The organism is Rhodanobacter sp. UC4448_H15 (genome assembly GCF_052978265.1).
On record NZ_CM129665.1, the window covers coordinates 3,782,895 to 3,803,869 of the forward strand.

The window sequence follows — 20,975 nt, forward strand, 5'->3', positions numbered from 1 at the left end:
GTGGACATTCATCACAGGACATCGGTGGGGTCATCATCGCCCGCGCGGAGGGCGCTTGCGATGCAGCACCAGCAGGATCACCACCGCGGCGACGGCGAAGGCAAACCACTGGAACGCATAGGCGCGGTGTCGCGCCGGCGGCATCGAGAGGTCGAGCGTGTGCTGGCGCACGTAGATCGAGGAGGCGTCCGCATCCAGCGCCAGCACGCGCGGGTACAAGGGCCGGCCGAGGTCGGCGGCCACCTGGCCCATCGCCAGGTAGATGCTCTGCTTCGGCCAGCGGGTCTGCCGCGCCAGCGCATTGCCGCCCATCTCGAAACCGGTCGGCGGCGGCGGCACGTACAAGCCGCGCAGCTCGACCGGCGTGGCCGGCAACGGCGGCAGTTGCGGCGCCTTGCTGTTGCCGCTGCCGGGCAGGAAACCCAGGTCGACCAGCAGCAGCGGCGCGTGCCCGGCCAGTTCGAACGGCGCAAACACCTCCACGCCGCCGCGCTCGTCATGCTTGGGGTTGTCCAGCAGGTAGAGCCGGTCGGCAAGGTAACGGCCGTGCACCTGCACGCGCGGAAAGCTGCCCGCCGGCGGCGTGGCGGCCACCATGGCGAAGTCCTGCGATGGCGCGGTTTCCGCTGCGGCATAGCGCCGCAGCAGCGATTCCTTGAAGTCGGCGCGATGCAGTTGCCACACGCCCAGGCGCAGGAACAGCAAGGCGCCGGCCGCCGTCAGCAGCAACGCCCACCACGACGGACGGCGAAAGCCGTTCACGCGGTGCGGCTGCCGCGGGTGGCTATACTGCCGCTGTCGAAATCGCTCGGACCGATCACGTGGAAACCATCTACAAAGTCGCGCTGGTGGTGGTACTGCTGGTGGTGATCTTCAATCTCGGCCAGGCGCTGTTCTTCATGATGAAGGACAAGGACGACGACCGACGAACGGTGTGGGCGCTGACCCGCCGCATCGGCCTGTCGCTGGTGCTGATCGGCATGGTCGTGCTGGGCATCTGGATGGGCTGGCTGCACCCGCACGGCGTCAGCCCGTAATTGTAGCGGTTGTGCCGCCCCGGCGTTGCCGCGGCGCGCGCCACGTCGATCAGGCTTGCCCGCCGACCCGGTAATAGTCGCGATACCAGCGCACGAAATTCGCCACGCCCTCCTCCACGCCCACCCGCGGCCGGTAGCCGACCGAGGCGATCAGGTCGGAGATGTCGGCCTCGGTGTCCGGCACGTCGCCGGCCTGCAGCGGCAGCATCTCCATCTGCGCCTTGCGACCCAGGCACTGTTCGAGCACCTCGATGTAGCGCAGCAGCTCCACCGGCTGCTCGTTGCCGATGTTGTAGATGCGGTACGGCGCCACCCCGCTGCTGGCCGGGTCGGGTGCGTTGCCGTCCCAGCCGCGGTCCTTGCCGGGGATCTTGTCCAGCGTGCGCACGACGCCCTCGACGATGTCGTCGACGTAGGTGAAGCTGCGCTTGTGGTGGCCGTGGTTGAACACCTTGATCGGCTCGCCCGCCAGGATCGCGCGGGTGAACAGGAACAACGCCATGTCCGGCCGGCCCCACGGCCCGTAGACGGTGAAGAAGCGCAGCCCCGTGCACGGCAGGCCGTACAGGTGCGCGTAGCTGTGCGCCATCATCTCGTTGGCCTTTTTCGAGGCCGCGTACAGCGTCAGCGGATGCTCGGTCGACTGGTGCTCGGAGAAGGGCATCTTGGTGTCGGCGCCGTACACCGAACTGGTCGAGGCATAGACCAGGTGCTCGACGTCGTGGTGACGGCAACCCTCGATCACATGCAGGAAGCCGGTGACGTTGGTGGACACGTAGATGTGCGGGTTCTGCGCGGCGTAACGCACCCCGGCCTGCGCCGCCAGGTTGATCACCCGCTGCGGCTTGTGGCGGGCGAACACCGCCTCGATCGCCGCGCGATCGGCGAGGTCGACCGGCTCGTGACGGTAGCCCGGGTGCTCGGCGAAGCGCGCCAGCCGCGCCTTCTTCAGCTCCACGTCGTAGTAGTCGCTGAGGTTGTCGATGCCGATCACCTCGTCGCCGCGCTCAAGCAGGCGCATGGCGACGTGGGAACCGATGAAGCCGGCGGTGCCGGTGACGAGGACTTTCATGCGCGGGCGGCCTGCGGCGGGGAAACCTCCCCATGATACGCAGTCGCGGCGCGCGGCGCTGGCTACAGGCGGCCGTCCACCTCGTTGCGCGGCAGCACGTATTTCACGTCGTACAGCACGCTGGACGGCTTGCCGAAGGCGCGGATGCCGGCGCTGCCCAGCGCGGCGAACTCGCGGTGGCCGACCGCCACCACCACGGCGTCATAGGCGCCGGCGGCAGGGGCCTGGACCAGGTCCAGGCCGTACTCGTGCCGCGCCTCGGCCGCGTCGACCCAGGGGTCGTACACGTCCACCGCGGTGTTGTAGCCGCGCAACGCCTGCACGATGTCCACCACGCGGGTGTTGCGCAGGTCCGGGCAGTTCTCCTTGAACGCCAATCCCAGCACCAGGATGCGCGCATGCACCGGGTTGATGCCCTTGCGCACCATCAGCCGCACCACCTGGCCGGCGATGTACTCGCCCATGCTGTCGTTGGTGCGCCGGCCGGCCAGGATCACGTCCGGGTGATGGCCCACCTCCTGCGCCTTGTGAGTGAGGTAGTACGGATCGACGCTGATGCAGTGGCCGCCGACCAGACCCGGCCGGAACGGCAGGAAGTTCCACTTGGTGCCGGCCGCCTCGAGCACTTCCAGGGTGTCGATGCCCAGCGTGTTGAACAGCTTGGCGAGGTCGTTGACCAGCGCGATGTTGAGGTCGCGCTGGGTGTTCTCGATCACCTTGGCGGCCTCGGCCACCTTGATGCAGCTGGCCTGGTGAGTGCCGGCGGTGATGATCGAGCCGTACAGCCGGTTGACGAAGTCGGCTACCTCGGGGGTGGAGCCGGAGGTGACCTTGAGGATGCTGGTGACCCGGTGCTGCTTGTCGCCCGGGTTGATCCGCTCCGGGCTGTAGCCGGCGAAGAAGTCGCGGTTGAAGACCAGCCCCGAGACGCGCTCCAGGATCGGGATGCAGACCTCCTCGGTGCAGCCGGGGTAGACGGTGGATTCGTACACCACGATGTCGCCACGCTCCAGCACCTGACCCAGGCTTTCGCTGGCCTTGACCAGCGGGGTCAGGTCGGGGCGCTTGGCCGCGTCGATCGGGGTGGGCACGGTGACGATGTAGACGTTGCACCCGCGGATGCCCTCCAGCTCGGCGCTGAAGCGCAGGCGGGTGGCCGCCGCCAGCTCGGCCGCATCGACCTCCAGCGTGTGGTCGTGGCCGGCGCGCAGCTCGTCCACCCGTGCGGCGCGGATGTCGAATCCGACCGTGTCGTAGCGCCGGCCGAACTCCACCGCCAACGGCAGGCCGACATAGCCCAGCCCGACGATGGCGACCCTGGTGTTTTCCAGCTGCTGCATAGGTAACTGTCCCGTGATTTCCTTGATGGGGCGCGGCGCGAAGCGGGCCGACGGCCGGTCCGGCGCAGTCCGCGCGCCGTGTCCGCATATCCGGTTGTCGACGTTCCTGCCGTGATATTCTGCACATTCTGAAAGACAATCAGGAGGATTGCCATGAAATCGTTGTGCCAACTGCTCATGCTCGGCCTGTTGCTCGTGCTTGCCGGCTGTGCCACCGGTCCCGGCTCGACGCAGGCACCTTCGGTGAACCCCGAAGCCCAGGCGGTCGCCGTCTACCATATCGGTGTGGACGATCAATTGCAGGTGTCGGTGTGGCACAACCCCGACCTGAGCGTCAGCGTACCCGTGCGCCCGGACGGCATGATCACGGTGCCGCTGATCGGCGACGTGCAGGCCGGCGGCCGCACGCCCGAACAGGTCGCCGCGGAGATCAAGGAAAAGCTCCAGGCCTACGTGCGCGACCCGCAGGTGGCGGTGATCCTCACCTCGCTGCGCAGCCATGAATACCTTTCGCGCGTGCGCGTGACCGGCGCGGTGCGCACGCCGGTGTCGATCCCCTACCGCCAGGGCATGACCGTGCTCGACGCGGTGCTCGCCGCCGGCGGCACCACCGAATTCGCCGCGCCCGACCGCACCGAGCTGTACCGCAAATCGGGCGACGCCACGCAGTCGTACGCGATCCGGCTGGACAGCATCCTGCAGAAGGGCAACCTGACGACCAACTACCCGGTGCAGCCGGGTGACGTCATCACCGTGCCGCAGCGGGCGTTCTGAGCTGCCGGCACAGGCACGCGAGTCGACCCGTCCATGAACGAAGAACCCAATCCCCTGCTGGCACTGCTCCCGGTGCTGTGGACCGAGGCCAAGCGACGACGCGTGTCGCTGGCGGTCATCTTTGCCTCGATCGCGATGCTGGCGCTGATCGCCGGCATCAACTGGCCACAGCGCTACGACGCCTCGGTCACCATCCTGGCGCAGAAGAGCAGCATCATCACGCCGCTGATGGAAGGCGCCGCCGCCGCCACCGGCAACACCAACCGCGCCGGCATCGCCAAGGCGGTGATCTTCAGCCGCAAGGTCATGGACCAGGTGCTGGTGGCCGGCGGCTGGATGGCGCACAAACCCTCCCCGGTCGACCAGGACAAGCTGATCCAGGAGATCAAGGCGCGCACCCTGGTCACGATCTCGCGCGACAACCTCATCACCATCAGCTACCACGACAGCGACGCGCGGCGCGCCTTCGACGTGACGCGCACGTTCGGCCAGCTGTTCATCAGCGAAAGCGTGGCCTCGAAGATGAAGGAGAGCCGCGACGCCTTCGACTTCATCGACAGCCAGGTCGAGGCCTACCGCAAGAAGCTGACCGACGCGGAGAACAAGCTCAAGGACTACCGCAACGCCAACGCCGACGCGCGCCCGGGCAGCGAGGCCGACACCAACGCCAGCATCAGCCAGTTGCGCAACCAGATCGAGACGGCGCAGATGGACCTGATGGAGAAGCGCTCGCAGGCCGGCTCGCTGGAGCGCCAGCTCTCCGGCGAGTCGGAGGTCAACGCGGTGCAGACCTCCAACGGCATCTACGAAAGCCAGCTCGCCGAACTGCAGTCGAAACTGGACAAGCTGCGCCTGACCTACACCGACGAATATCCCGACGTGGTGCGTACCCGCCACCAGATCGAGGACCTGCGCCGCCTGCTGGCCAGCGCCGACCAGCAATCGGCCAAGGCGCCGCGCGCGATCGGCGACACCGGCACCAACGGCAGCGCCGTGCAGTTCAACCCGCTCTACCAGCAGATGCGCAGCCAGCTCGCCACCTTGCGCTCGGACATCGCCGCCACCACCGCGCGGCTGGGCGCGGCGCAGGCGCGGCTCGACTCCGAGCTTGACCGCAGCAAGCGCATCGCCAACTCCGAGGCGGTCACCGCCGAGCTGACCCGCGACTACACGGTCAACCGGGACGTCTACCAGGACCTGCTCAAGCGCCGCGAAAGCGCGCGGGTGTCGATGAACCTCGACTCCGACCAGGATGGCGCCTCGTTCGTGGTGCAGAACCCCGCGGTGATGCCGCTGGTGCCCTCGGGACTGCGCTTCATGCACTTCGGCATCGCCGGCATCCTCGCCGGCCTGGCGGTCCCGTTCGGCGTGCTGTTCGGCTTCGCCCGCTTCGATCCGCGCGTGCGCTCGGCGGAGCAACTGGAACAGGCGACCGGCCTGCCGGTACTGGCGACCGTTCCATTTTACCCGACACCGGGCGACCATCAGCGCGAGCGGCGGCGCAACCTGGCGCTGGTGGCGATCGTGCTGTGCGTGGTGCTGGCCTATGCGCTGCTGTTCTGGTTGAAGCTGAAGGGACTGGCATGAACGCTCGGGACGATGACAAGTCGGTAATCAACCTGCTCTCGCGCGAGCCCGAGGCCCGCGAACGGGCCGCGGCCGCCGGCGACGAGGCCAAGGCTGCACCGGGCCATTCGATCGCGCTGATGTCGGAAACCGGTGCACTGGTGCCGCGGCAGCTGGAGGAGCGCCGGCTGATCCACCGCGACGAGTCGGTGCGAACGCAGTCCGATGCCTTCCGCGAGATCCGCACGCGCTTGCTGTGGCTCGGCGGCGAGCGCAACTTCGTGACCATGGTGGTGCCGGTCAGCCCCAAGTCGGGCGGCAGCTTCGTGGCGCGCAACCTGGCCCTCGCGTTCGCCTTCGACGAAGCAAAGACCAGCCTGCTGATCGACTGCAACCTGCGCTACCCGACCCAGCACGAGGCGCTGGGGGTGGCGCGCGGCAGCGAGGGCCTGATCAACTTCCTCGAACAGCCGTCGATCGGCATCAAGTCGATCATCTACCCGACCGGCATCCCGCGCCTGCGCCTGATCCCGGCCGGTTCCACGCGCGAGAACAGCGGCGAGTATTTCTCCTCGTTCCGCATGCGCGCGGTGGTCGATTCGCTGCGTTGCCGCTACCCGGACCGCTACCTGTTCCTGGACGGGCCGGCGATCAAGGGCTCGCCCGACGCGCGCATCCTCTCCGAGCTGGCCGACCAGGTGGTGGTGGTGGCCGGCTACGGCCGCGACACGCCGGCGGCGATCAGCCAGGCGGTGGCCAGTTTCGATGCGAACAAGGTGGCCGGAGTGGTGTTCAACCACGCACCGTGAGGCCGTCCGGCGGGGCGTTGCGACACTCCGCCCCACCGCACGGTTCCGCGCGGATCTGCCAGACTCGCAGCGCCAGGGGCAAGCCATCGGATGCGGTTTCCGCAGGTTCAGGGCTCGACGATCATGGACAAGACAAGGGGGCACGCACACATGTCGACATATCGCACCCGCAATTGCGTACTGGGGTCGATGCTGGTCATTGCCTCGACCGGCGCATCGGCGGCGCAGTTCGACTACGGCTGGCGCGTCGGCGTGGGCCACAGCGACAACATCGGCCTGACCGAAACCGACCCGATCAGCCAGAACATGCTGATCCCGGGCTTCGACTTCAGCTATCAGCAGGAAGGCTCCACCTTCCAGGCCGACGTGGTCGGCAACCTGGAGTACCGCGACTACCTGGCGCACGCCTTCGATAACCAGACGCTGGCCCAGCTCGCCGGCCAGGCGAACTGGACGGTGCTGCCCGAGCGACTGGATTTCACCGTGCGCGACGTGGCCAGCGTGCAGCCGCTGTCGACCTTCTCCAGCAATGCGCCAGACAACCAGCAGCAGACCAACGTGCTGACGCTGGGCCCGACCCTGCGTTTCCGGCTCAACCCGACCGTGCGCGGCCAGGCCGAACTGCGCTACATCGACAGCCGCGCGTCCAAGACCAACGAGTTCGATTCCTCGCGCGGCCTGCTGGCCTTGCGCCTGTTCAAGGATCTCAGCCCCACCGCATCGCTGTCGGCCAACGCGGAAACCGAGCGGGTGACCTTCGACCACGCCGACGCCGGTCCGGCCTACAACCGCACCCAGCTGTTCGTCAGCTCGGTCAGCCGCCTCAGCCAGCTCGACGTCAATGCCTCGGTGGGCTGGTCACGGCTCTCGTTCGACCAGGCGCAGTCGATCAACACGCCGCTGGCGCGGCTGAGCGTGGCCTGGCGCATGACCCCCAACAGCACCCTGCTGCTGCGCGGTGCGCGCCAGTACGGCGACGCGGCGGAAGACCTGATCAACCAGCTCGACCAGAACCCCGGCGAATCGGCGCCGGCACCGTCGAACATCAACACCGGTGCCACCGTGATCAGCTCGCAGGTCTATACCGAGCGGCGCTACGAGGTGGTCTACACCTACGTCGGCACGCGCTGGAACCTGCGCATCGCGCCGCTGTACCGCAACTTCGATTACGTCAACGACCCCACCGACAGCCAGCGCGGCCGCGGCGGCACCCTCGGCCTCGACTACCGACTGCACCCGCGCACCACGCTGTCGCTGTTCGGCAACACCGAGTCGATGGAATACAACACGATGGCGCGCACCGACCGCACCACCAACTTCGGCCTGATCCTTGCCACCCAGCGCACCGAGCACTGGAGCTGGAACGCGTCGTTCACCCGTCGCGTGCGTCACAGCGACACCGTCGGCGCCAGCTACCATGCCAACGAGATCTATCTCGGCGTGGCCTACCGGAGGTGACGGATGCGCGTCGAACCGGCACAACCGTGCCAATTCGGTAGCGGGGAGAGTCTGTTCGGTCTCTATCATCCGGTCGCCGGGCCGGCGCGCACGGCCATGCTGCTGTGCCCGCCGCTGGGCCAGGACATGATTCGCAGCCATCGCGTGTACCGCCAGCTCGCCGATGCACTGGCGCTGCAAGGCGTCGCCGCGCTGCGCTTCGACTATTTCGGCACCGGCGACTCGGCCGGCCCCAGCGATACCTGCGACTGGACCCGCTGCGTGGCCGACACGGTTGCCGCGGCGGCTGAACTGCGTGCACGCTCCGGCTGCAGCCGGGTGATCGGCTTCGGCGCACGACTGGGCGGCGCCATCGCGCTGGAAGCGGCCGCGGCCGGCCGCCTGGCGGAACTCCTGCTGTGGGACCCGCTGCTGGACGGCCACGAATCCGTGACCCGGCTGGACGCGGCGCAGGAGGCCCTGCGCGCGGACCCGATGCGCTTCCCCGCGCCGCGCGGCCGCGAGGACGCGGCCGATCAATGGCTGGGCTTTCCGGTCGGCGCCGACCTGCGCCGGCAGCTCGACGGCTGGCGCGCGACGCCGGCGACGATTCCCGTGCGCGTGTTCGCATCGCAGCCCGCCGCCACGCATGCGGACTGGCCCGCGCAGCTCGGCGCCGGCAGCGCGGTCGTCGCGCTGTCGTCCACGGCCAGTTGGGATGTGCTGGATCGGCTGGAGCACGCCATCCTCGCCCCCGACCTGATCCGCGCCGTCGGCGACCACCTGCGAGCGGCGGCATGAGCACGGAACGCGCCTTCCGCTTCGGCCGCGCGCAGCACCTGGTCGGCGTGGCCGGGCTGCCCGATGCGGCGACACCTGCCGCGCCGGTCGGCGTGATCGTGCTGAATGCCGGCATGGTGCATCGGGTCGGGCCGTTCCGGCTGCACGTGGAACTCACCCGGCGGCTGAACGCCGACGGCTATCCCACCCTGCGCTTCGACCTTTCCTCGCTCGGCGACAGCAGCGCCGCCGACGAAGCGGGCTCGCAAGCGCAGCAGGTGAAGGCGGACGTCGCCGACGCGATGAGCCTGCTCGCCAGTCACGCCGGCTGCAGCCGCTTCGTGCTGCTCGGCCTGTGTTCCGGCGCGCAGAACGCGCACGGCGTGGCGCTCGACGAGCCGCGCGTGGCCGGCGCCGTCTTCCTCGATGGCTACGCCTACCGCACGCTGGGCTTTCGCCTGCGCCACTACCTGCCGCGGCTGTGGAGCGGCTCGCGCTGGCAACGCTTCATCAGCCGCAGCCTGCAGGCGCGCGCCAGCCAGGGCGACGACGTCTTCGCGGTACGTTTCCCGCCGCGCGAACAGGTGCAACGGGAACTGGCCACCATGCTCGACCGCGGTCTCAGGCTGCACTTCATCTACAGCGGGGGGGTGACCCGCTACTTCAACCATCCGCGCCAGTTCCGCGAGTGCTTCGGGCGCCTGGCCGACCGCCCGCAGATCAGCGCGCGCCTGTTCGCCGGCAGCGACCACACCTACGCCCTGCAGGTGGATCGCCGCCGCCTTCTGGACGACATCGCGACGTGGTTGCGGGACAATTTTCCGATTTCCGGCGGGAGCAATCCATGAGCACGATCCTGGTCACCGGCGGCGCCGGCTACATCGGCAGCCACGTGGTGCAGCAGCTGAGCGAACGCGGCGAGCGGGTGGTGGTGCTGGACAACCTGGTCAGCGGCTTCGCCGATGCCGTGCGCGGCGCCGAGCTGGTGGTGGGCAACGTGGGAGACCAGACGCTGGTGTCGCGGCTGCTGGCCGAGCACAAGGTGGACGCGGTGATGCACTTCGCCGCCCACACCGTGGTGCCCGAATCGGTGCGTGATCCGCTGAAGTACTACGGCAACAACACCTGCAACACGCGCAACCTGCTCGCCTGCTGCGTCGAGGCCGGCGTGGACCGCTTCATTTTTTCCTCGACCGCGGCGGTGTACGGCACGCCGGCCGGCGGCGTGGCCGACGAGGACACCCCGCTGCAGCCGATCAACCCGTACGGCAGCTCCAAGCTGATGTCCGAGATGATGCTGCGCGACCTCGGCACCGCCGGCGCGATGCGTTACGTGATCCTGCGCTATTTCAACGTCGCCGGCTGCGACCCGCTCGGCCGCATCGGGCAATCCACGCCCAACGCCACCCTGCTGCTCAAGGTGGCCTGCGAGCATGCTGTGGGCAAGCGCCCCGGCCTGGCCATCTTCGGCACCGACTACGACACGCCCGACGGCACCGGCATCCGCGACTACATCCATGTCGAGGACCTGGCCGCGGCGCACCTGCGCGCGCTCGACCACCTGCGCACGGGCGGCGAGTCGCTGACGCTGAACTGCGGCTACGGCCACGGCTACAGCGTGCGAGAGGTGATCGAGACGGTGCGCCGGGTCAGCGGCGCGACCCTGCAGGTGACCGAGCAGCCGCGCCGCGCGGGCGATCCGCCGATGCTGATCGCCCGCGCCGACCGCCTGCGCCAGCGCCTGGGCTGGGCGCCGCGCCACGACGACCTGGAGTTCATCGTGCGCACCGCGCTCGCGTGGGAACGCCAGCTGGCGGCACGGGACGCGGCCCGGTGACACGCGCAGCGCGCGGCTTCGTCCGGCGGCTGGGCGCACTGTTCGCCGGCCTCGGCCTGCTGCTCGCGACCGCGCACGCGCAAGGCGCCAGCGCGCCGCCACCGATCGCCAGGCTGGCGCCGACCGGCATCGGCGCGCAGTGGCAGACGATCACCCTGCATCGCCACGGCGCCGTCGGCGATCGGGTGGCGGTGACTGTCGGCATCCCGTTCCCGCCCGGCATGCTGGACGACGCGCGACGGGTGCGCATCGAGGACGCGCGCGGCCAGCCCGTGCCGGCGCATGTCGAGGCCACGTTGCGCTGGCATTTCGACGGCGGCGGCATCCGCGCCGTGCGCGCGCAGTTCCACGCCACGCTGGCCGGCGACAGCGCGCAGCTGCGTTTCGCCCTCGCGCCGGTCGGCGCCACCGCGACCGCCGCGCCGGGCTGGGCCTACGCCGACGAGCTGGTGGACGGTGCCGACGGCGTGCGCGTGCCGGGCGTATTGGCCACGCTCAGCCCGCAATGGATGACCGCTTCTCTGATCGCCGGCCCGCAAGTGCCGGCGGTACCCCCCGGCGCCTACGACCGCTACTTCGAAACCCAGTTCGCCTGGGCGCGCAAACTTCCGCGCAGCGACGGCTCGGCGTGGCTGTTCGATCGCCCCACCGCGCTGTTCCAGCAGTACGTGCGCACCGGCCGCGTCGATTACCTCGCCGCCGCGGTCCAGAGCTACCACTTCTACATGGCGCACATCCGCCGCTTCGGCGCACCGGGCTGGCCGCTGTGCGGCGGCGGTTTCAAGCTGGGCGAGGTGAACCCCTGCGACCCGAAGTACGTCTACATCCAGCCGACCCTGCTCGCGCTCGGCCTCACCGGCGACGACAGCCAGGACGACACGGCACTGGTCGAACGCATGGTGGGAGCGTGGGATACCGGCGGCTGGACCATTCCCGCCGGCCCCTACACCGGGCTCACCCAGAAGTTCTTCACCGAACGGCAGGCCGGGTTGGGCCTGCTGCAGATCGTCAGCGCGTGGGAACTCACCGGCAAGCGCGAATACCTGCAAGACATCGGCGATCGCGTGGGCTGGCTGTACCAGCACCAGCAGCACAATCCCGACGGCCTGGGCAATGACGGCTCCTGGCGCAGCAGCTGGGACATGCACGAAGGCAACCCGTACGACGCGGCCACCGACGTGCCGGGCAGCTCGCCGTGGATGACGCAGAACATCATCGACGGCCTGTGGCATGCCTGGCTGGCCACCGGGGACGCGCGCATCCCGCCGATGATCACCGCGTTCGGCCGCTACCTCGAGCGCTACGGCTGGATCGACGCCAAAACCGTGGCCACGGTCGGCAAGGACTGGCGCGACCCGTGCAGCGGACCTAGCGGCCAGATCAGCTGGTACTGGTCGTCGGCCCACGTCGACCGGGCCAGGCTGGTCGCCATCGAGAACTCCGACGGCTGGTACAGCGATTCGCACAACGTGGAGCTGACCCTGCCGGTGGCCGCCGCCCGCTATTTCAGCACCGACCCGCAGCTGCAGCATGCGCTGGACCGGCGCATGCATGCGCTGGCGTCGTCGTACGCCGTCGCCTGCGCGCGCAACGCCAGCACCGCGCGACGCTTCAACTGGAACCACCGCGGCACCGGCGTGGTGCAGTGGCTGATGCGCCAGGACGCGGGCAGCGGCGCCGCCCCGGCGCGCCCCTGACGCGCGTCGGTCAGGGCGATCGGCGCGGTCGCCTGCGCTTGGCGAAGGCGTGCCACACGTAGCGCAGCATGCACAGCGAGGCGCGCAGCAAGCCGAGCTTCTCGACCTGGCGATAGATCGTCCACTGCCAGCGCGCCGCGCGCAGCTTGTTGGCCGACAGCGACGACTCGCGCACCAGATACCAGGCCAGCGGTTCGGCGCTGTCCGCGCGCACCGCCGCGCCGGCGCGGCGAACCTGCTCCAGCCAGAACGCATAGTCCTCGTGGCCGATCCGACGAAACGGCACGTCGCCCAGCTCGCGCGCGTACAGGCCGGTGAGGTTGCCGATGAAATTGCTGGCCAGCATGTCGCGATGCTCCAGCCGCGCGGGCGGGTCCACCCGGCTGAGCACCCGGCCGTCTTCCGCCACCCGCCAGTACGCCGCGTAGCTGATGCGCTCGCCACTGGCGCGCAGGCTGGCCAGTTGCCGCTCCAGCTTGGCCGGGTGCCACCAGTCGTCGGCGTCCAGGAAGGCGACATAGTTGCCGCGGGCGACAGCCAGCGCGGCGTTGCGTGCAGCGGCCACGCCGCCGTTCGCCGGCTGGCGCTGCACGCGCACGCGCGCGTCGGCCTGCGCAAAGCCCTGCAGGATCGCCAGCGAATCGTCGTGCGAACCATCGTCCACCGCGATCAGCTCCAGGTTGCGATGGCTCTGCGCCAGCACCGACTCCACCGCCCGCGGCAACCACGCCGCGGCGTTGTACACCGGCATCACCACGCTGACCAGATCGCCGCCCAGCGCGGGCGTCGGGACAGCGGTCGTCGTCGGCGCGGCCGTCACGCGAACAGCTGCGGCAAGGTCACGAGGGAGCGGAACCAGTCGGTGTCCAGCTCCGTCTCCACCGCCACGCGAGGGATGTCGTAGGCGTCCCAGCGATCGTAGCGGGCGTGCCCGCCGTAGTAGCTGAAGGCATGCTCCACGCCCGCTTCGCGCAGGCAGTCGCGGGTGATCTGGTCGAACGCGCCCCGGTTGCCGACCGGATAGCTGAAGCAGCGCATCGGCGCACCCAGTTCCTCGGCGAGCCGGCGCGCGCAACCCTGGATCTCGTCGCGCTGACCCTGCGCCGACATGCGCGACAACACCGGGTGATGCACCGTGTGCCCGCCGATGGTCATGCCCGCTGCCTGCATATCGCGCAGCATGTCCCAGTCCATCCACAGCGCATCGCCGGCGCGGGTATCGGCACGGCCGGTGCCTGCGGCGTCCGCCACGGCATCGAGATACGCGACCGTGTCCTGCGCCGGCATCTCCTTGTACCTGCGCAGCAGCCGACGCACCGCCGCTTCCCGTTCCGGCTCGTCGAAGTGGATCGGCGCATCGAACCACGCCGGCAACTGCAGCGCTTCGCGCCGGCTGGTGCGCGCCATCCAGGCGATCTCGTCCCACCACGGCAGGCTGGGCGCGTCGATGAAACCGGTAGCGACGAAGAAGGTGGCGGTCACGCCTTCGCCACGCAGGATCGGCAACGCCGTCTCGTAGTTGTCGCGGTAGCCGTCGTCGAACGTGATCATGGCGTAGCGGCCGCGCCGGGCGGCGAGTACCCGCGGCAGGTCGGCCGGGCCGATGATCTCCAGCTGTGCCTTGCAGAAACGGACCTGCTCGGCAAACGCCTCCGCGCTGGCGCTCCAAAGGCCGCGATCGAACGGCGTACCCAGCGCATCACCGATGCGATGGTAGTTGAGCGCGAGCACGCCGGACCAGCGCACGGTCCGGTGCAGCAACCGGCGCAAACCGCTGCGGCAGAGCAGGTGTGACGCGATGGCCTTTTTCATTGGAGCACCCCGCGCTCAGCCCGGCGAAACCAGCTTGATGAAGCGGCGGATTGCGCGTACGCACAGCTGACGCAGGCGGTCGAGCAGTGCGCGCGCCGTATGCCTGCGGCACGTCGCGCAAAACAGCTGGCGTTGTTCAGTGGCCAGCGATTTCTTGTACGTGCTGACGCCCCGCAGGAAATCGTAGTGGGAGATGCCGCCCTGTGCCAGCTGCCGCATCAGCAGCAGGTTCGCCGCGGTACCCGAGCTGCGGACCACACCGGGATCCAGCGGCGCCACGCCAAACTGGTACAGGTCGAACTTGCGCCCGGTCACGAAACCGTAGAGCACGGCAAAGATCCTTCCCTGGTGCGAGAACCGCGCCAGCACCACACGCCCGCTTGCCGTCCACCGCCTCACCAGGCCGCGATGGAACTCGGTGAAACGTGGCGCCGAGAAGCAACCCGGTTCACCGGCCGCCACCCAGCGCTCCTGGTGGACGCGCACGAGATCGTCGAAATGACGGTCGGCCGTGGCGGCATCGGCCAGCTCCGCCACGATGCCGGCACGCTCGGCGTCGCGCAGGTACTGGCGGGCGTGCTTGCGTGTCTTGGGCGACAGGCTGCCCAGGTAAGCCTCGAAGCCGTCGCCAAGCCAGGCGATCGGGCAGGCCCCGCGCGACGACAGTTGCAGGCGGGCGTGGCGAGGGAAGTCGCTGCGCCAGCGCAACAGGGCCGCATGTTCGGAGAGATCGAGCAGCTCCAGGGTATCCCAGGCCATGGCGTCGATCGCCCGCCACGCGGCTTGCGCACAGGCCCGGTCCTCGCCGGGCAGGTGCAGCAGGTCCAGATAGTCGGCGCAGACCTCCTCGAACTCCTCTTCCCCGGTGGAGAGGAAGCGCAGGCAGCGCACCCCGAGCCAGCCGCCGCGACCCACGTCGAGGTACAGCGGCAGCGCGCCGACCAGGCGCGACCCACGCCACAACGTGATGATGCGCAGACCGCCCTGGCCATATACGGGGCCGTAAACGTCCCACCAATGGCGCAACCAGGCAAAGTCCAGCGGGGTCGAGGCCGTGGGGCTGGCCTGGTGCAGTGCATCCCAGGCCGCGCGGATCGCGTCCCAGGCGGCGACGTCCCCGATGATGCGCAGCGTCGGTGCCGGGCCGTGCGAATCGTCAGTCACCGCGGGCTCCGGTGTACCCGGCGCCACCGGGGGCAGGGTCATGGCGAGGCAACCGTGCGCTGGCGCAGATGCCGGCGATGCGCCCGGAGCCAGCCGCGCAGCACCGCCGGCAGGTAGCAGCACACGAACAGCTCCCAGGCACGCCGCTGCCACCAGCGATGGCGGATGCTCGCAAACAGGTGGGATCGCGCCGCCGCCATGTCATTCGCCTCGAACTGCAGCTCCCCGATCCACTCGTGGGCATCGGCCAGGGCGCCTTCGATCATCCGCCGGGGCAGGTGGATCTCGCTGCGCGCGGACTCGATGAAGGGAGTGATCGTGCGCAGGAAATTGGTGGCGGTATGGATGCGGTATTCGGAACGGGTCAGGCGGTCGGGCATGCCGCGCTGGTACTGGATGGTGGGCAGGTCGAGGAAACCTACCGGCCCGTGGCGGCAGGTACGCAGGTGGAAATCGAAGTCTTCGCCGGAATAGCGCAGGGTCTCGTCGAAGGCCACCACCTTTTCCAGCCGCTCGCGGCGGATCAGCACGGTGGAGGTGTGCACCAGGTTGCCCATGATCATCTGCGAAAAGATCATGCCCATGCGCAAGGATGCCGCGCCGACCACCGCCTCCATCGACGGCGCGACCGAACGCAGCGGCACGCTCTGCGGAAACAGCCGATCCTGGGGAAACAGTGCGTAGGTGCTGTACATGCTGCGGATGTACGCGTGGTTGAACACGCGCCCGTTCGGGTCGATCGCCTCCATGTCGGTCCAGACCATGCCGAGCTCGGGAAACTGCCGCAGGCAGCGCAGCTGCAGCTCGAGCTTCCACGGTTGCCAGACGTCGTCCGAGTCGAGCAACGCCAGGAACTCGCCGCGTGCAAGCCGGATGCCGTGGTTGCGCGCCGCTGCGACCCCCGCGTTCGCCTGCGCGATGTAGTGGACGCGACGCTCGGTGCCATAGCGCCGGCGCACGAGTTCGGGCGTCTCGTCGGTGGAGCCGTCATCGACGAGCAGGATCTCGAGTTCGGCATGCGTCTGCGCGAGCACGCTGTCCAGCGTGCGCGCCAGGCAATAGGCCCGGTTGAAAGTGGGGATGACTACGCTGACCAGTGCCATGGGTACCCGACCGCTCCTGCATCCAGTGACCACTTGAAGCTTCGACTCGCCGCCACCCCACGCTTGCCGCGCGGATCACGCAGCCGCGGCGCGCTGTCTGCCTGATCCGTCCGGCTGCCCGAGGCGTCGCAGCTTCCGCGGCCGCACTCCTGGCGCCGGAAGTAGCGTCATTGTATGCGTTTTCCGCATCGCCAGACATGGCGTTTCACGCTTTCCCCGGGCGGATCGGAAGGCCTGCCGGGCGCCCGGCAGGCGGCCTTCACGGACCCGCTCAGGCGGCGGGTTTGCGCGCGATGAAGTCGATCGAGGTGATGCACAGGCGTTCGGCCGGGATCGACGCGAACTGCGGGGCGATGTTCAGTTCCGCCAGCTCGCGCAGGCGCCTGGCGGGGGGCGAGCTCACCCGGGTCACGATGGCGAAACCGGCCGCCTCGGCCTGCTCGACAAAGACGTCGGCGCGCAGCCGGTTTTGGTACAGGAACGCATTGTTCCAGCGCTGCCACTGCGCATCGGTGTATTGCAGGTAATTGAGCTGGGTGATGCGGGAGTCGACATAGGCGTAGTGATCGCCGCAGTTGACCGAGTGGAACATGATCCCGCCGGGGCGCAGGATGCGCCTGGCCTCGCGGAAGATGCCGCCGATGGCTTCCGACGCCACATGCTCCAGCACGCTGTTGGAGAACACGCAGTCGATCCGGTCCGGCGGCAGCCCGGTGCGGGCAGCGTCCGCCGGCGCCCGATAGTCCACCACGCCCGCGGTGGCCACGGCCAGATCGGCTGACCTCTCCAGTGCGCCGGCCAGCTGCTGCTGGCGCTGCCGGACCTCGGCCACGGGGACGCCGGCCACCTCGGCGATCAGGGCGACATGCCGCTCCAGGCCCCGGGCGCAGGCGCGCACCAGATCCCGGCGCTGGTGCCGGTTGAGGTCGACGGTGACGACGCGCCGCGCGCCCGCCAGGAAACAGCACAACGGAAAAGTCGGATACCAGCCGCTGCCGATCTCGAACAGCCGCGCGCCCGCCACCGGCACGCCGACCTCGCGCAGCTGGTTGGCCATCAGCCGCCAGTCGTCGATCTTGATGTCGAACTCGCGATCGAAGTCGCGCAGCCCGCCGAACCGCCGCTGCAGCTGGTAGTGGACCGCGGCGCCGCCCGGCATCACGCCGAGCACCTTCTGCAGCATTCCCTTCGTGCGCCAGTCCATCTGTTTCCTCCTTCGAGGACGGAGATGATGCCGGGACCACGCCGCGGTGATCCGCGCGAGCGCGGCGCCGCTACGCCCCGGCAAGCCGATGCGGTGGCGGCGGCAGCAGGAAATCGCGGAACGCATGCGGGTCGCCGCGATGCCCGGCCTCGGCAGCCTTGATGATGTTGTAGGTCTCGCGCGCCGTCACGTAGTGCAGCACGTAGCGCTTGCCGTCGTTGTAGGCGCGCTCCAGGTGCTGGTGCATGCGCTGCGCGGCGTCGCCGAGCAGGGTGTCCATGTCGCGCTCCTGGGTGCCGTGCGTGTGGACCTTGACGAACACCCACTCCGGCCGCCCCTCGACGTGGATGCCGGTTTTCACCCACGCGTCGACCCGCTCGGGCGTGGGCGGGCAGCCGCGGCGCACGTCCGCGTTCTCGATCCGCGGCAGCACGCCGAACTTGCGCTCGCGCCAGTTCAGCCCCAGCGGCCCCTGCACGATCATCAGGTCGCCGCTGGGCGTCCCGCCCACGCGCACCGGCACGCCGCTGTCGTGCGACTTGGGCCGCAGCGGGTCGTCGGTGGCGTAGTAGATCGCGTTGCTGGTTTTCGTCTGCGTGTCGCTGGGCGCCGACGGCAGGGTGAAGTCGGCGTAGCAGCCGAGTTCGCGCAGCAGGATCAGCTCGTTGTTGATGCCGCACCAGCGGCCGTCGGCGCGCGAATTGTCCAGGCTCCAGTTGCCGTGGATGAAGCCGAAGCGCAGCTGGCCGGTGGCCGGATCGCGCGGCAACGCGCCGTGGCGCTCGTGCAGCAGGTTGTTGAAGCGCTCGATGGTCTGGCGGAAGTTGGCCTCGTTGTCGTTGTCGTGGTGCAGGTGGATCTCGATCTCGCCGTAGCCCTCCGCGCAGAGCGCGGCGATCTTGTCCAGGTGTTCTTCCAGGTATTCCTCTTCCGGATAGAAGAACGTGTGCTGCGGCATCCGCCCGTCGGCGTCGCGGTGCATCGCGGCGAGGGCGCGGTAGTCACGGCACCAGCGGTCGACGCGCGCGCGCTGGGTGGCCAGGTCGACCTTGCCCCAGGCCGGCTCGAAATGGTCGACGAAGCAGAACATCACGTGGATCGGCCCGTCGACCGCCGGCGGACGCCGGCGGCGCAGGTAGCCGCCCAGCCAGTACTGCATGTTGCGCGCGCGGATCGCCACGGTGACGGCGATCGCGCACAGCGCCAGCAAACCCGCGATCAGCCAGGCGACGATCATGCGTGCACTCCTTCAGCCGTTGCGCCCAGGTCGGCGCCGGTGGGCAGCGGGCGGAACTCGAAACCCTCGGAACGCCACTGCGGCAGCAGCGTCTCCAGCATGCGGGTGCAGCAGTCGCTGTCGTCGTGCATCAGCAGCACGTCGCCCGGCCGCGGCGGCTGCGCGCGCATCGCCGCCACCAGTTCTGCCGGCGGCCGGTGCTGGTAGTCGAGGCTGTCGTAGGACCAGTACAGCAGGCGTCGCCGCTCGCGCGCGAGGCGCAGCGTGAGCGCCAGCGAGAACGCGCCGCTGGGCGGGCGTACGCCGTGGTGGAGCACGCCATCGAACGCCTGCAGCACCCGGTCGGTGCGGTCGATCTCGTCCATCATCCCGGCCAGCGACAGCCGGTTGAAATCCGGATGGCTCCAGGAGTGGTTGCCCAGCCGGTGCCCCTCGTCCAGCATGCGCCGTACCAGCTGCGGGTGGCGCTCGGCCTTGCTGCCGATCAGGAAGAACGTGGCGCGCACCTGGTGCTGCCGCAGCAGGTCGAGCAGGGCCGGCGTGTATTGCGGGTCGGGGCCGTCATCGAAGCTGAGGTACAGCTCGCGGGCGCCGCCGGGAGGCATGGCGGTGAGTACCACCGCAGCGGGCAGGCAACGCAGCAACCGCATGCGCTTCAACCAGCCGATCATGGCGACCATCCGTCGCTGCCGCGCACGCTGTGCCGGCACCGGCAGAAATCCTTGCTTGCAGGCATAATCCACCCTTGTCGTCGATGGCGTGCGCAGGGGCTGCTGCCGCCATCCGAATCCGACGCACAGGATATCTTCATTCGGCACCAAGCCGGGCGATTTTCGCATGTCCGCCGTCCTTCGGGCGGCCGCGCGGGGATTACGGCGCCGGCCCACACACCCACGTTTGCGATCCGCGGAGAGACGCGTGCTGCAGGGATATGGCCTGATCTACTTCGGCAACGACTGGTACGCAGAAAACCGTACCAGCAGCCATCACGTGGCCGAACGCCTGGCCCATGCCGCACCGCTGCTGTACGTCGACTCGCCCGGCATGCGCGCGCCGCAGGCCAGCGGGCGCGACCTGCGCCGCGCCTGGCGCAAGCTGCGCGCGGCCCTGCGCGCGCCGGTGCCGGTGCGCCCCAACCTGTGGCATTGCACCGTGCCGCAATTGCCGTTTCGGCGGGTGCCGGGGGTCGACTGGCTGAACCGCGTGTTCGGCCGCTGGGCGGTGCGCCGCGCCATGCGCGTGCTGGGCGACGTCACGCCGATCTCCTGGTTCGCGGTGCCGCACCCGGGTTTCCTGGCGCAGCAACTGGGCGAGCGCCTGTGCGTGTACTACTGCATCGACGACTACGCGGCGCACCCGGGCGTGGACAGCGAGCTGATCGCCGCACGCGACCTCGATCTGGCCCGCCGTGCCGACCTCGTCTTCGTCGCCCCGCCGGCGCTGCTGGAGGCCAAGCACGCCATCAACCCAGCCACCCGCTTCTCGCCCCATGGCGTCGACACGGCCCTGTTCGGCCAGGCGCGCGACCCCGCCACGGCGGTGCCGGCCGCGGCGCGGGAGCTCGTCCACCCGGTGGTGGGCTATTTCGGCTCCCTTCACGAATGGATCGACCTGGAACTGATCGAATGGCTGGCGCGCGAGCGCCCGCAGTGGAGCTTCCTGCTGGTCGGCCACGCCGCCGTGGACGTGTCGCGCCTGCGCGCGCTGGACAACGTGCGGCTGGTCGGCGCGCAGCCGTACCGCGAGCTGCCGCGCTGGGCCAAGGCATTCGACGTGGCGATCATCCCGTACCGGCACAACCGCCAGGTCGCGAACGCCAATCCGCTGAAGGTGCGCGAGTACCTGGCCACCGGCAAGCCGGTGGTCAGCGTGAGCCAGCCGGAGATCGACAAGTTCGCGCGCTGGGTCGAGATCGCGGCGGACCGGGACGGCTTCCTGCACGGTCTGGATCGGGCGCTGCGGGACGACACGCCGGCGGCAGCCGACGCGCGCGTGGCCGCGGTGGCCGGACAAACGTGGGACAACCGCGTGGACGAGGTGTTGCGCGAAGTATCATCGGCGCTTGCACGCAAGCAGGCATGAATCAGTGGAAACAACAGGGGACAG

20 protein-coding genes are annotated in these 20,975 nt (G+C 69.3%); 10 read left to right on the forward strand and 10 right to left on the reverse strand.

All coding sequences use genetic code 11. From position 1 onward, the window contains the following. Positions 1-33: 33 nt before the first annotated feature. Positions 34-762 (reverse strand): SURF1 family protein, encoded by a 729-nt coding sequence (locus tag ACVCMI_RS17350; protein ID WP_447097950.1) that lies wholly within the window; start codon positions 760-762, stop codon positions 34-36. 59 nt (positions 763-821) lie between these two features. Between ACVCMI_RS17350 and ACVCMI_RS17355 the strand changes: the two genes are divergently transcribed. Beyond that, complete coding sequence (locus ACVCMI_RS17355; protein ID WP_395120350.1) at positions 822-1,037, forward strand: twin transmembrane helix small protein; 216 nt, start codon at positions 822-824, stop codon at positions 1,035-1,037. 49 nt (positions 1,038-1,086) lie between these two features. Here the strand turns inward: ACVCMI_RS17355 and ACVCMI_RS17360 are convergent, their stop codons facing one another. Next, positions 1,087-2,109: an NAD-dependent epimerase gene (locus ACVCMI_RS17360; protein WP_447097949.1), complete on the reverse strand. Its 1,023-nt coding sequence runs from the start codon at positions 2,107-2,109 to the stop codon at positions 1,087-1,089. A gap of 62 nt (positions 2,110-2,171) precedes the next feature. After that, complete coding sequence (gene tviB / locus ACVCMI_RS17365; protein ID WP_447097948.1) at positions 2,172-3,449, reverse strand: Vi polysaccharide biosynthesis UDP-N-acetylglucosamine C-6 dehydrogenase TviB; 1,278 nt, start codon at positions 3,447-3,449, stop codon at positions 2,172-2,174. A gap of 153 nt (positions 3,450-3,602) precedes the next feature. Here tviB and ACVCMI_RS17370 point away from each other — a divergent pair, with 153 nt between their 5' ends. From ACVCMI_RS17370 to ACVCMI_RS17405, 8 genes are all read left to right on the forward strand, one after another. Further along, positions 3,603-4,223, forward strand: coding sequence for an XrtA/PEP-CTERM system exopolysaccharide export protein (locus tag ACVCMI_RS17370; RefSeq protein ID WP_395120353.1), 621 nt, complete (start codon positions 3,603-3,605; stop codon positions 4,221-4,223). A gap of 33 nt (positions 4,224-4,256) precedes the next feature. Beyond that, the gene (locus ACVCMI_RS17375; protein ID WP_395120354.1) at positions 4,257-5,810 is read left to right on the forward strand and encodes an XrtA system polysaccharide chain length determinant; all 1,554 of its coding nucleotides are present in this window, start codon (positions 4,257-4,259) and stop codon (positions 5,808-5,810) included. Next, positions 5,807-6,598, forward strand: coding sequence for a polysaccharide biosynthesis protein (locus ACVCMI_RS17380; RefSeq protein ID WP_447097947.1), 792 nt, complete (start codon positions 5,807-5,809; stop codon positions 6,596-6,598). The genes ACVCMI_RS17375 and ACVCMI_RS17380 overlap by 4 nt, the downstream gene beginning before the upstream one ends. Before the next feature lie 150 nt (positions 6,599-6,748). Next, on the forward strand, positions 6,749-8,056 hold the full coding sequence (locus ACVCMI_RS17385) for a hypothetical protein (protein ID WP_447097946.1): 1,308 nt from the start codon (positions 6,749-6,751) through the stop codon (positions 8,054-8,056). A gap of 3 nt (positions 8,057-8,059) precedes the next feature. Next, positions 8,060-8,836 (forward strand): serine aminopeptidase domain-containing protein, encoded by a 777-nt coding sequence (locus ACVCMI_RS17390; protein WP_447097945.1) that lies wholly within the window; start codon positions 8,060-8,062, stop codon positions 8,834-8,836. Beyond that, positions 8,833-9,663: an alpha/beta fold hydrolase gene (locus ACVCMI_RS17395; protein ID WP_447097944.1), complete on the forward strand. Its 831-nt coding sequence runs from the start codon at positions 8,833-8,835 to the stop codon at positions 9,661-9,663. Before ACVCMI_RS17390 ends, ACVCMI_RS17395 begins: the two co-directional genes overlap by 4 nt. After that, the gene (gene galE, locus ACVCMI_RS17400; protein WP_447097943.1) at positions 9,660-10,652 is read left to right on the forward strand and encodes a UDP-glucose 4-epimerase GalE; all 993 of its coding nucleotides are present in this window, start codon (positions 9,660-9,662) and stop codon (positions 10,650-10,652) included. The genes ACVCMI_RS17395 and galE overlap by 4 nt, the downstream gene beginning before the upstream one ends. After that, positions 10,649-12,349: a hypothetical protein gene (locus tag ACVCMI_RS17405; protein ID WP_447097942.1), complete on the forward strand. Its 1,701-nt coding sequence runs from the start codon at positions 10,649-10,651 to the stop codon at positions 12,347-12,349. The genes galE and ACVCMI_RS17405 overlap by 4 nt, the downstream gene beginning before the upstream one ends. A gap of 10 nt (positions 12,350-12,359) precedes the next feature. Here the strand turns inward: ACVCMI_RS17405 and ACVCMI_RS17410 are convergent, their stop codons facing one another. The 7 genes from ACVCMI_RS17410 to ACVCMI_RS17440 form a co-directional block, all read right to left on the reverse strand. Next, a complete protein-coding gene (locus ACVCMI_RS17410) occupies positions 12,360-13,169 on the reverse strand; it encodes a glycosyltransferase family 2 protein (RefSeq protein WP_447097941.1) in 810 nt (269 codons plus the stop codon). Then, on the reverse strand, positions 13,166-14,161 hold the full coding sequence (locus tag ACVCMI_RS17415) for a polysaccharide deacetylase family protein (protein ID WP_447097940.1): 996 nt from the start codon (positions 14,159-14,161) through the stop codon (positions 13,166-13,168). The genes ACVCMI_RS17410 and ACVCMI_RS17415 overlap by 4 nt, the downstream gene beginning before the upstream one ends. A 15-nt stretch (positions 14,162-14,176) precedes the next feature. Next, positions 14,177-15,367: a GNAT family N-acetyltransferase gene (locus tag ACVCMI_RS17420; RefSeq protein ID WP_447097939.1), complete on the reverse strand. Its 1,191-nt coding sequence runs from the start codon at positions 15,365-15,367 to the stop codon at positions 14,177-14,179. Continuing rightward, a complete protein-coding gene (locus ACVCMI_RS17425; RefSeq protein ID WP_447097938.1) occupies positions 15,364-16,428 on the reverse strand; it encodes a glycosyltransferase family 2 protein in 1,065 nt (354 codons plus the stop codon). Before ACVCMI_RS17425 ends, ACVCMI_RS17420 begins: the two co-directional genes overlap by 4 nt. Before the next feature lie 271 nt (positions 16,429-16,699). Beyond that, on the reverse strand, positions 16,700-17,632 hold the full coding sequence (locus tag ACVCMI_RS17430; protein WP_447097937.1) for a methyltransferase domain-containing protein: 933 nt from the start codon (positions 17,630-17,632) through the stop codon (positions 16,700-16,702). A 70-nt stretch (positions 17,633-17,702) separates the two neighbouring features. Next, a complete protein-coding gene (locus ACVCMI_RS17435; protein WP_447097936.1) occupies positions 17,703-18,869 on the reverse strand; it encodes a hypothetical protein in 1,167 nt (388 codons plus the stop codon). After that, positions 18,866-19,540, reverse strand: coding sequence for a polysaccharide deacetylase family protein (locus ACVCMI_RS17440; protein ID WP_447097935.1), 675 nt, complete (start codon positions 19,538-19,540; stop codon positions 18,866-18,868). The genes ACVCMI_RS17435 and ACVCMI_RS17440 overlap by 4 nt, the downstream gene beginning before the upstream one ends. A 247-nt stretch (positions 19,541-19,787) precedes the next feature. On the opposite strand from ACVCMI_RS17440, the gene ACVCMI_RS17445 reads away from it, so the two are divergent. After that, on the forward strand, positions 19,788-20,951 hold the full coding sequence (locus tag ACVCMI_RS17445; protein WP_447097934.1) for a glycosyltransferase: 1,164 nt from the start codon (positions 19,788-19,790) through the stop codon (positions 20,949-20,951). Positions 20,952-20,975 lie beyond the last annotated feature (24 nt).

What these genes read in the sequence shown, in the direction of transcription:
- ACVCMI_RS17420 (WP_447097939.1), bottom strand. Translation starts at nt 15,367, where the DNA reads ATGACCCTGCCCCCGGTGGCGCCGGGTACACCGGAGCCCGCGGTGACT.
- ACVCMI_RS17385 (WP_447097946.1), top strand. Translation starts at nt 6,749, where the DNA reads ATGTCGACATATCGCACCCGCAATTGCGTACTGGGGTCGATGCTGGTC.
- ACVCMI_RS17435 (WP_447097936.1), bottom strand. Translation starts at nt 18,869, where the DNA reads ATGATCGTCGCCTGGCTGATCGCGGGTTTGCTGGCGCTGTGCGCGATC.
- ACVCMI_RS17395 (WP_447097944.1), top strand. Translation starts at nt 8,833, where the DNA reads ATGAGCACGGAACGCGCCTTCCGCTTCGGCCGCGCGCAGCACCTGGTC.
- ACVCMI_RS17370 (WP_395120353.1), top strand. Translation starts at nt 3,603, where the DNA reads ATGAAATCGTTGTGCCAACTGCTCATGCTCGGCCTGTTGCTCGTGCTT.
- ACVCMI_RS17390 (WP_447097945.1), top strand. Translation starts at nt 8,060, where the DNA reads ATGCGCGTCGAACCGGCACAACCGTGCCAATTCGGTAGCGGGGAGAGT.
- galE (WP_447097943.1), top strand. Translation starts at nt 9,660, where the DNA reads ATGAGCACGATCCTGGTCACCGGCGGCGCCGGCTACATCGGCAGCCAC.
- ACVCMI_RS17430 (WP_447097937.1), bottom strand. Translation starts at nt 17,632, where the DNA reads ATGGACTGGCGCACGAAGGGAATGCTGCAGAAGGTGCTCGGCGTGATG.
- ACVCMI_RS17415 (WP_447097940.1), bottom strand. Translation starts at nt 14,161, where the DNA reads ATGAAAAAGGCCATCGCGTCACACCTGCTCTGCCGCAGCGGTTTGCGC.
- ACVCMI_RS17425 (WP_447097938.1), bottom strand. Translation starts at nt 16,428, where the DNA reads ATGGCACTGGTCAGCGTAGTCATCCCCACTTTCAACCGGGCCTATTGC.
- ACVCMI_RS17360 (WP_447097949.1), bottom strand. Translation starts at nt 2,109, where the DNA reads ATGAAAGTCCTCGTCACCGGCACCGCCGGCTTCATCGGTTCCCACGTC.
- ACVCMI_RS17375 (WP_395120354.1), top strand. Translation starts at nt 4,257, where the DNA reads ATGAACGAAGAACCCAATCCCCTGCTGGCACTGCTCCCGGTGCTGTGG.
- tviB (WP_447097948.1), bottom strand. Translation starts at nt 3,449, where the DNA reads ATGCAGCAGCTGGAAAACACCAGGGTCGCCATCGTCGGGCTGGGCTAT.
- ACVCMI_RS17380 (WP_447097947.1), top strand. Translation starts at nt 5,807, where the DNA reads ATGAACGCTCGGGACGATGACAAGTCGGTAATCAACCTGCTCTCGCGC.
- ACVCMI_RS17440 (WP_447097935.1), bottom strand. Translation starts at nt 19,540, where the DNA reads ATGATCGGCTGGTTGAAGCGCATGCGGTTGCTGCGTTGCCTGCCCGCT.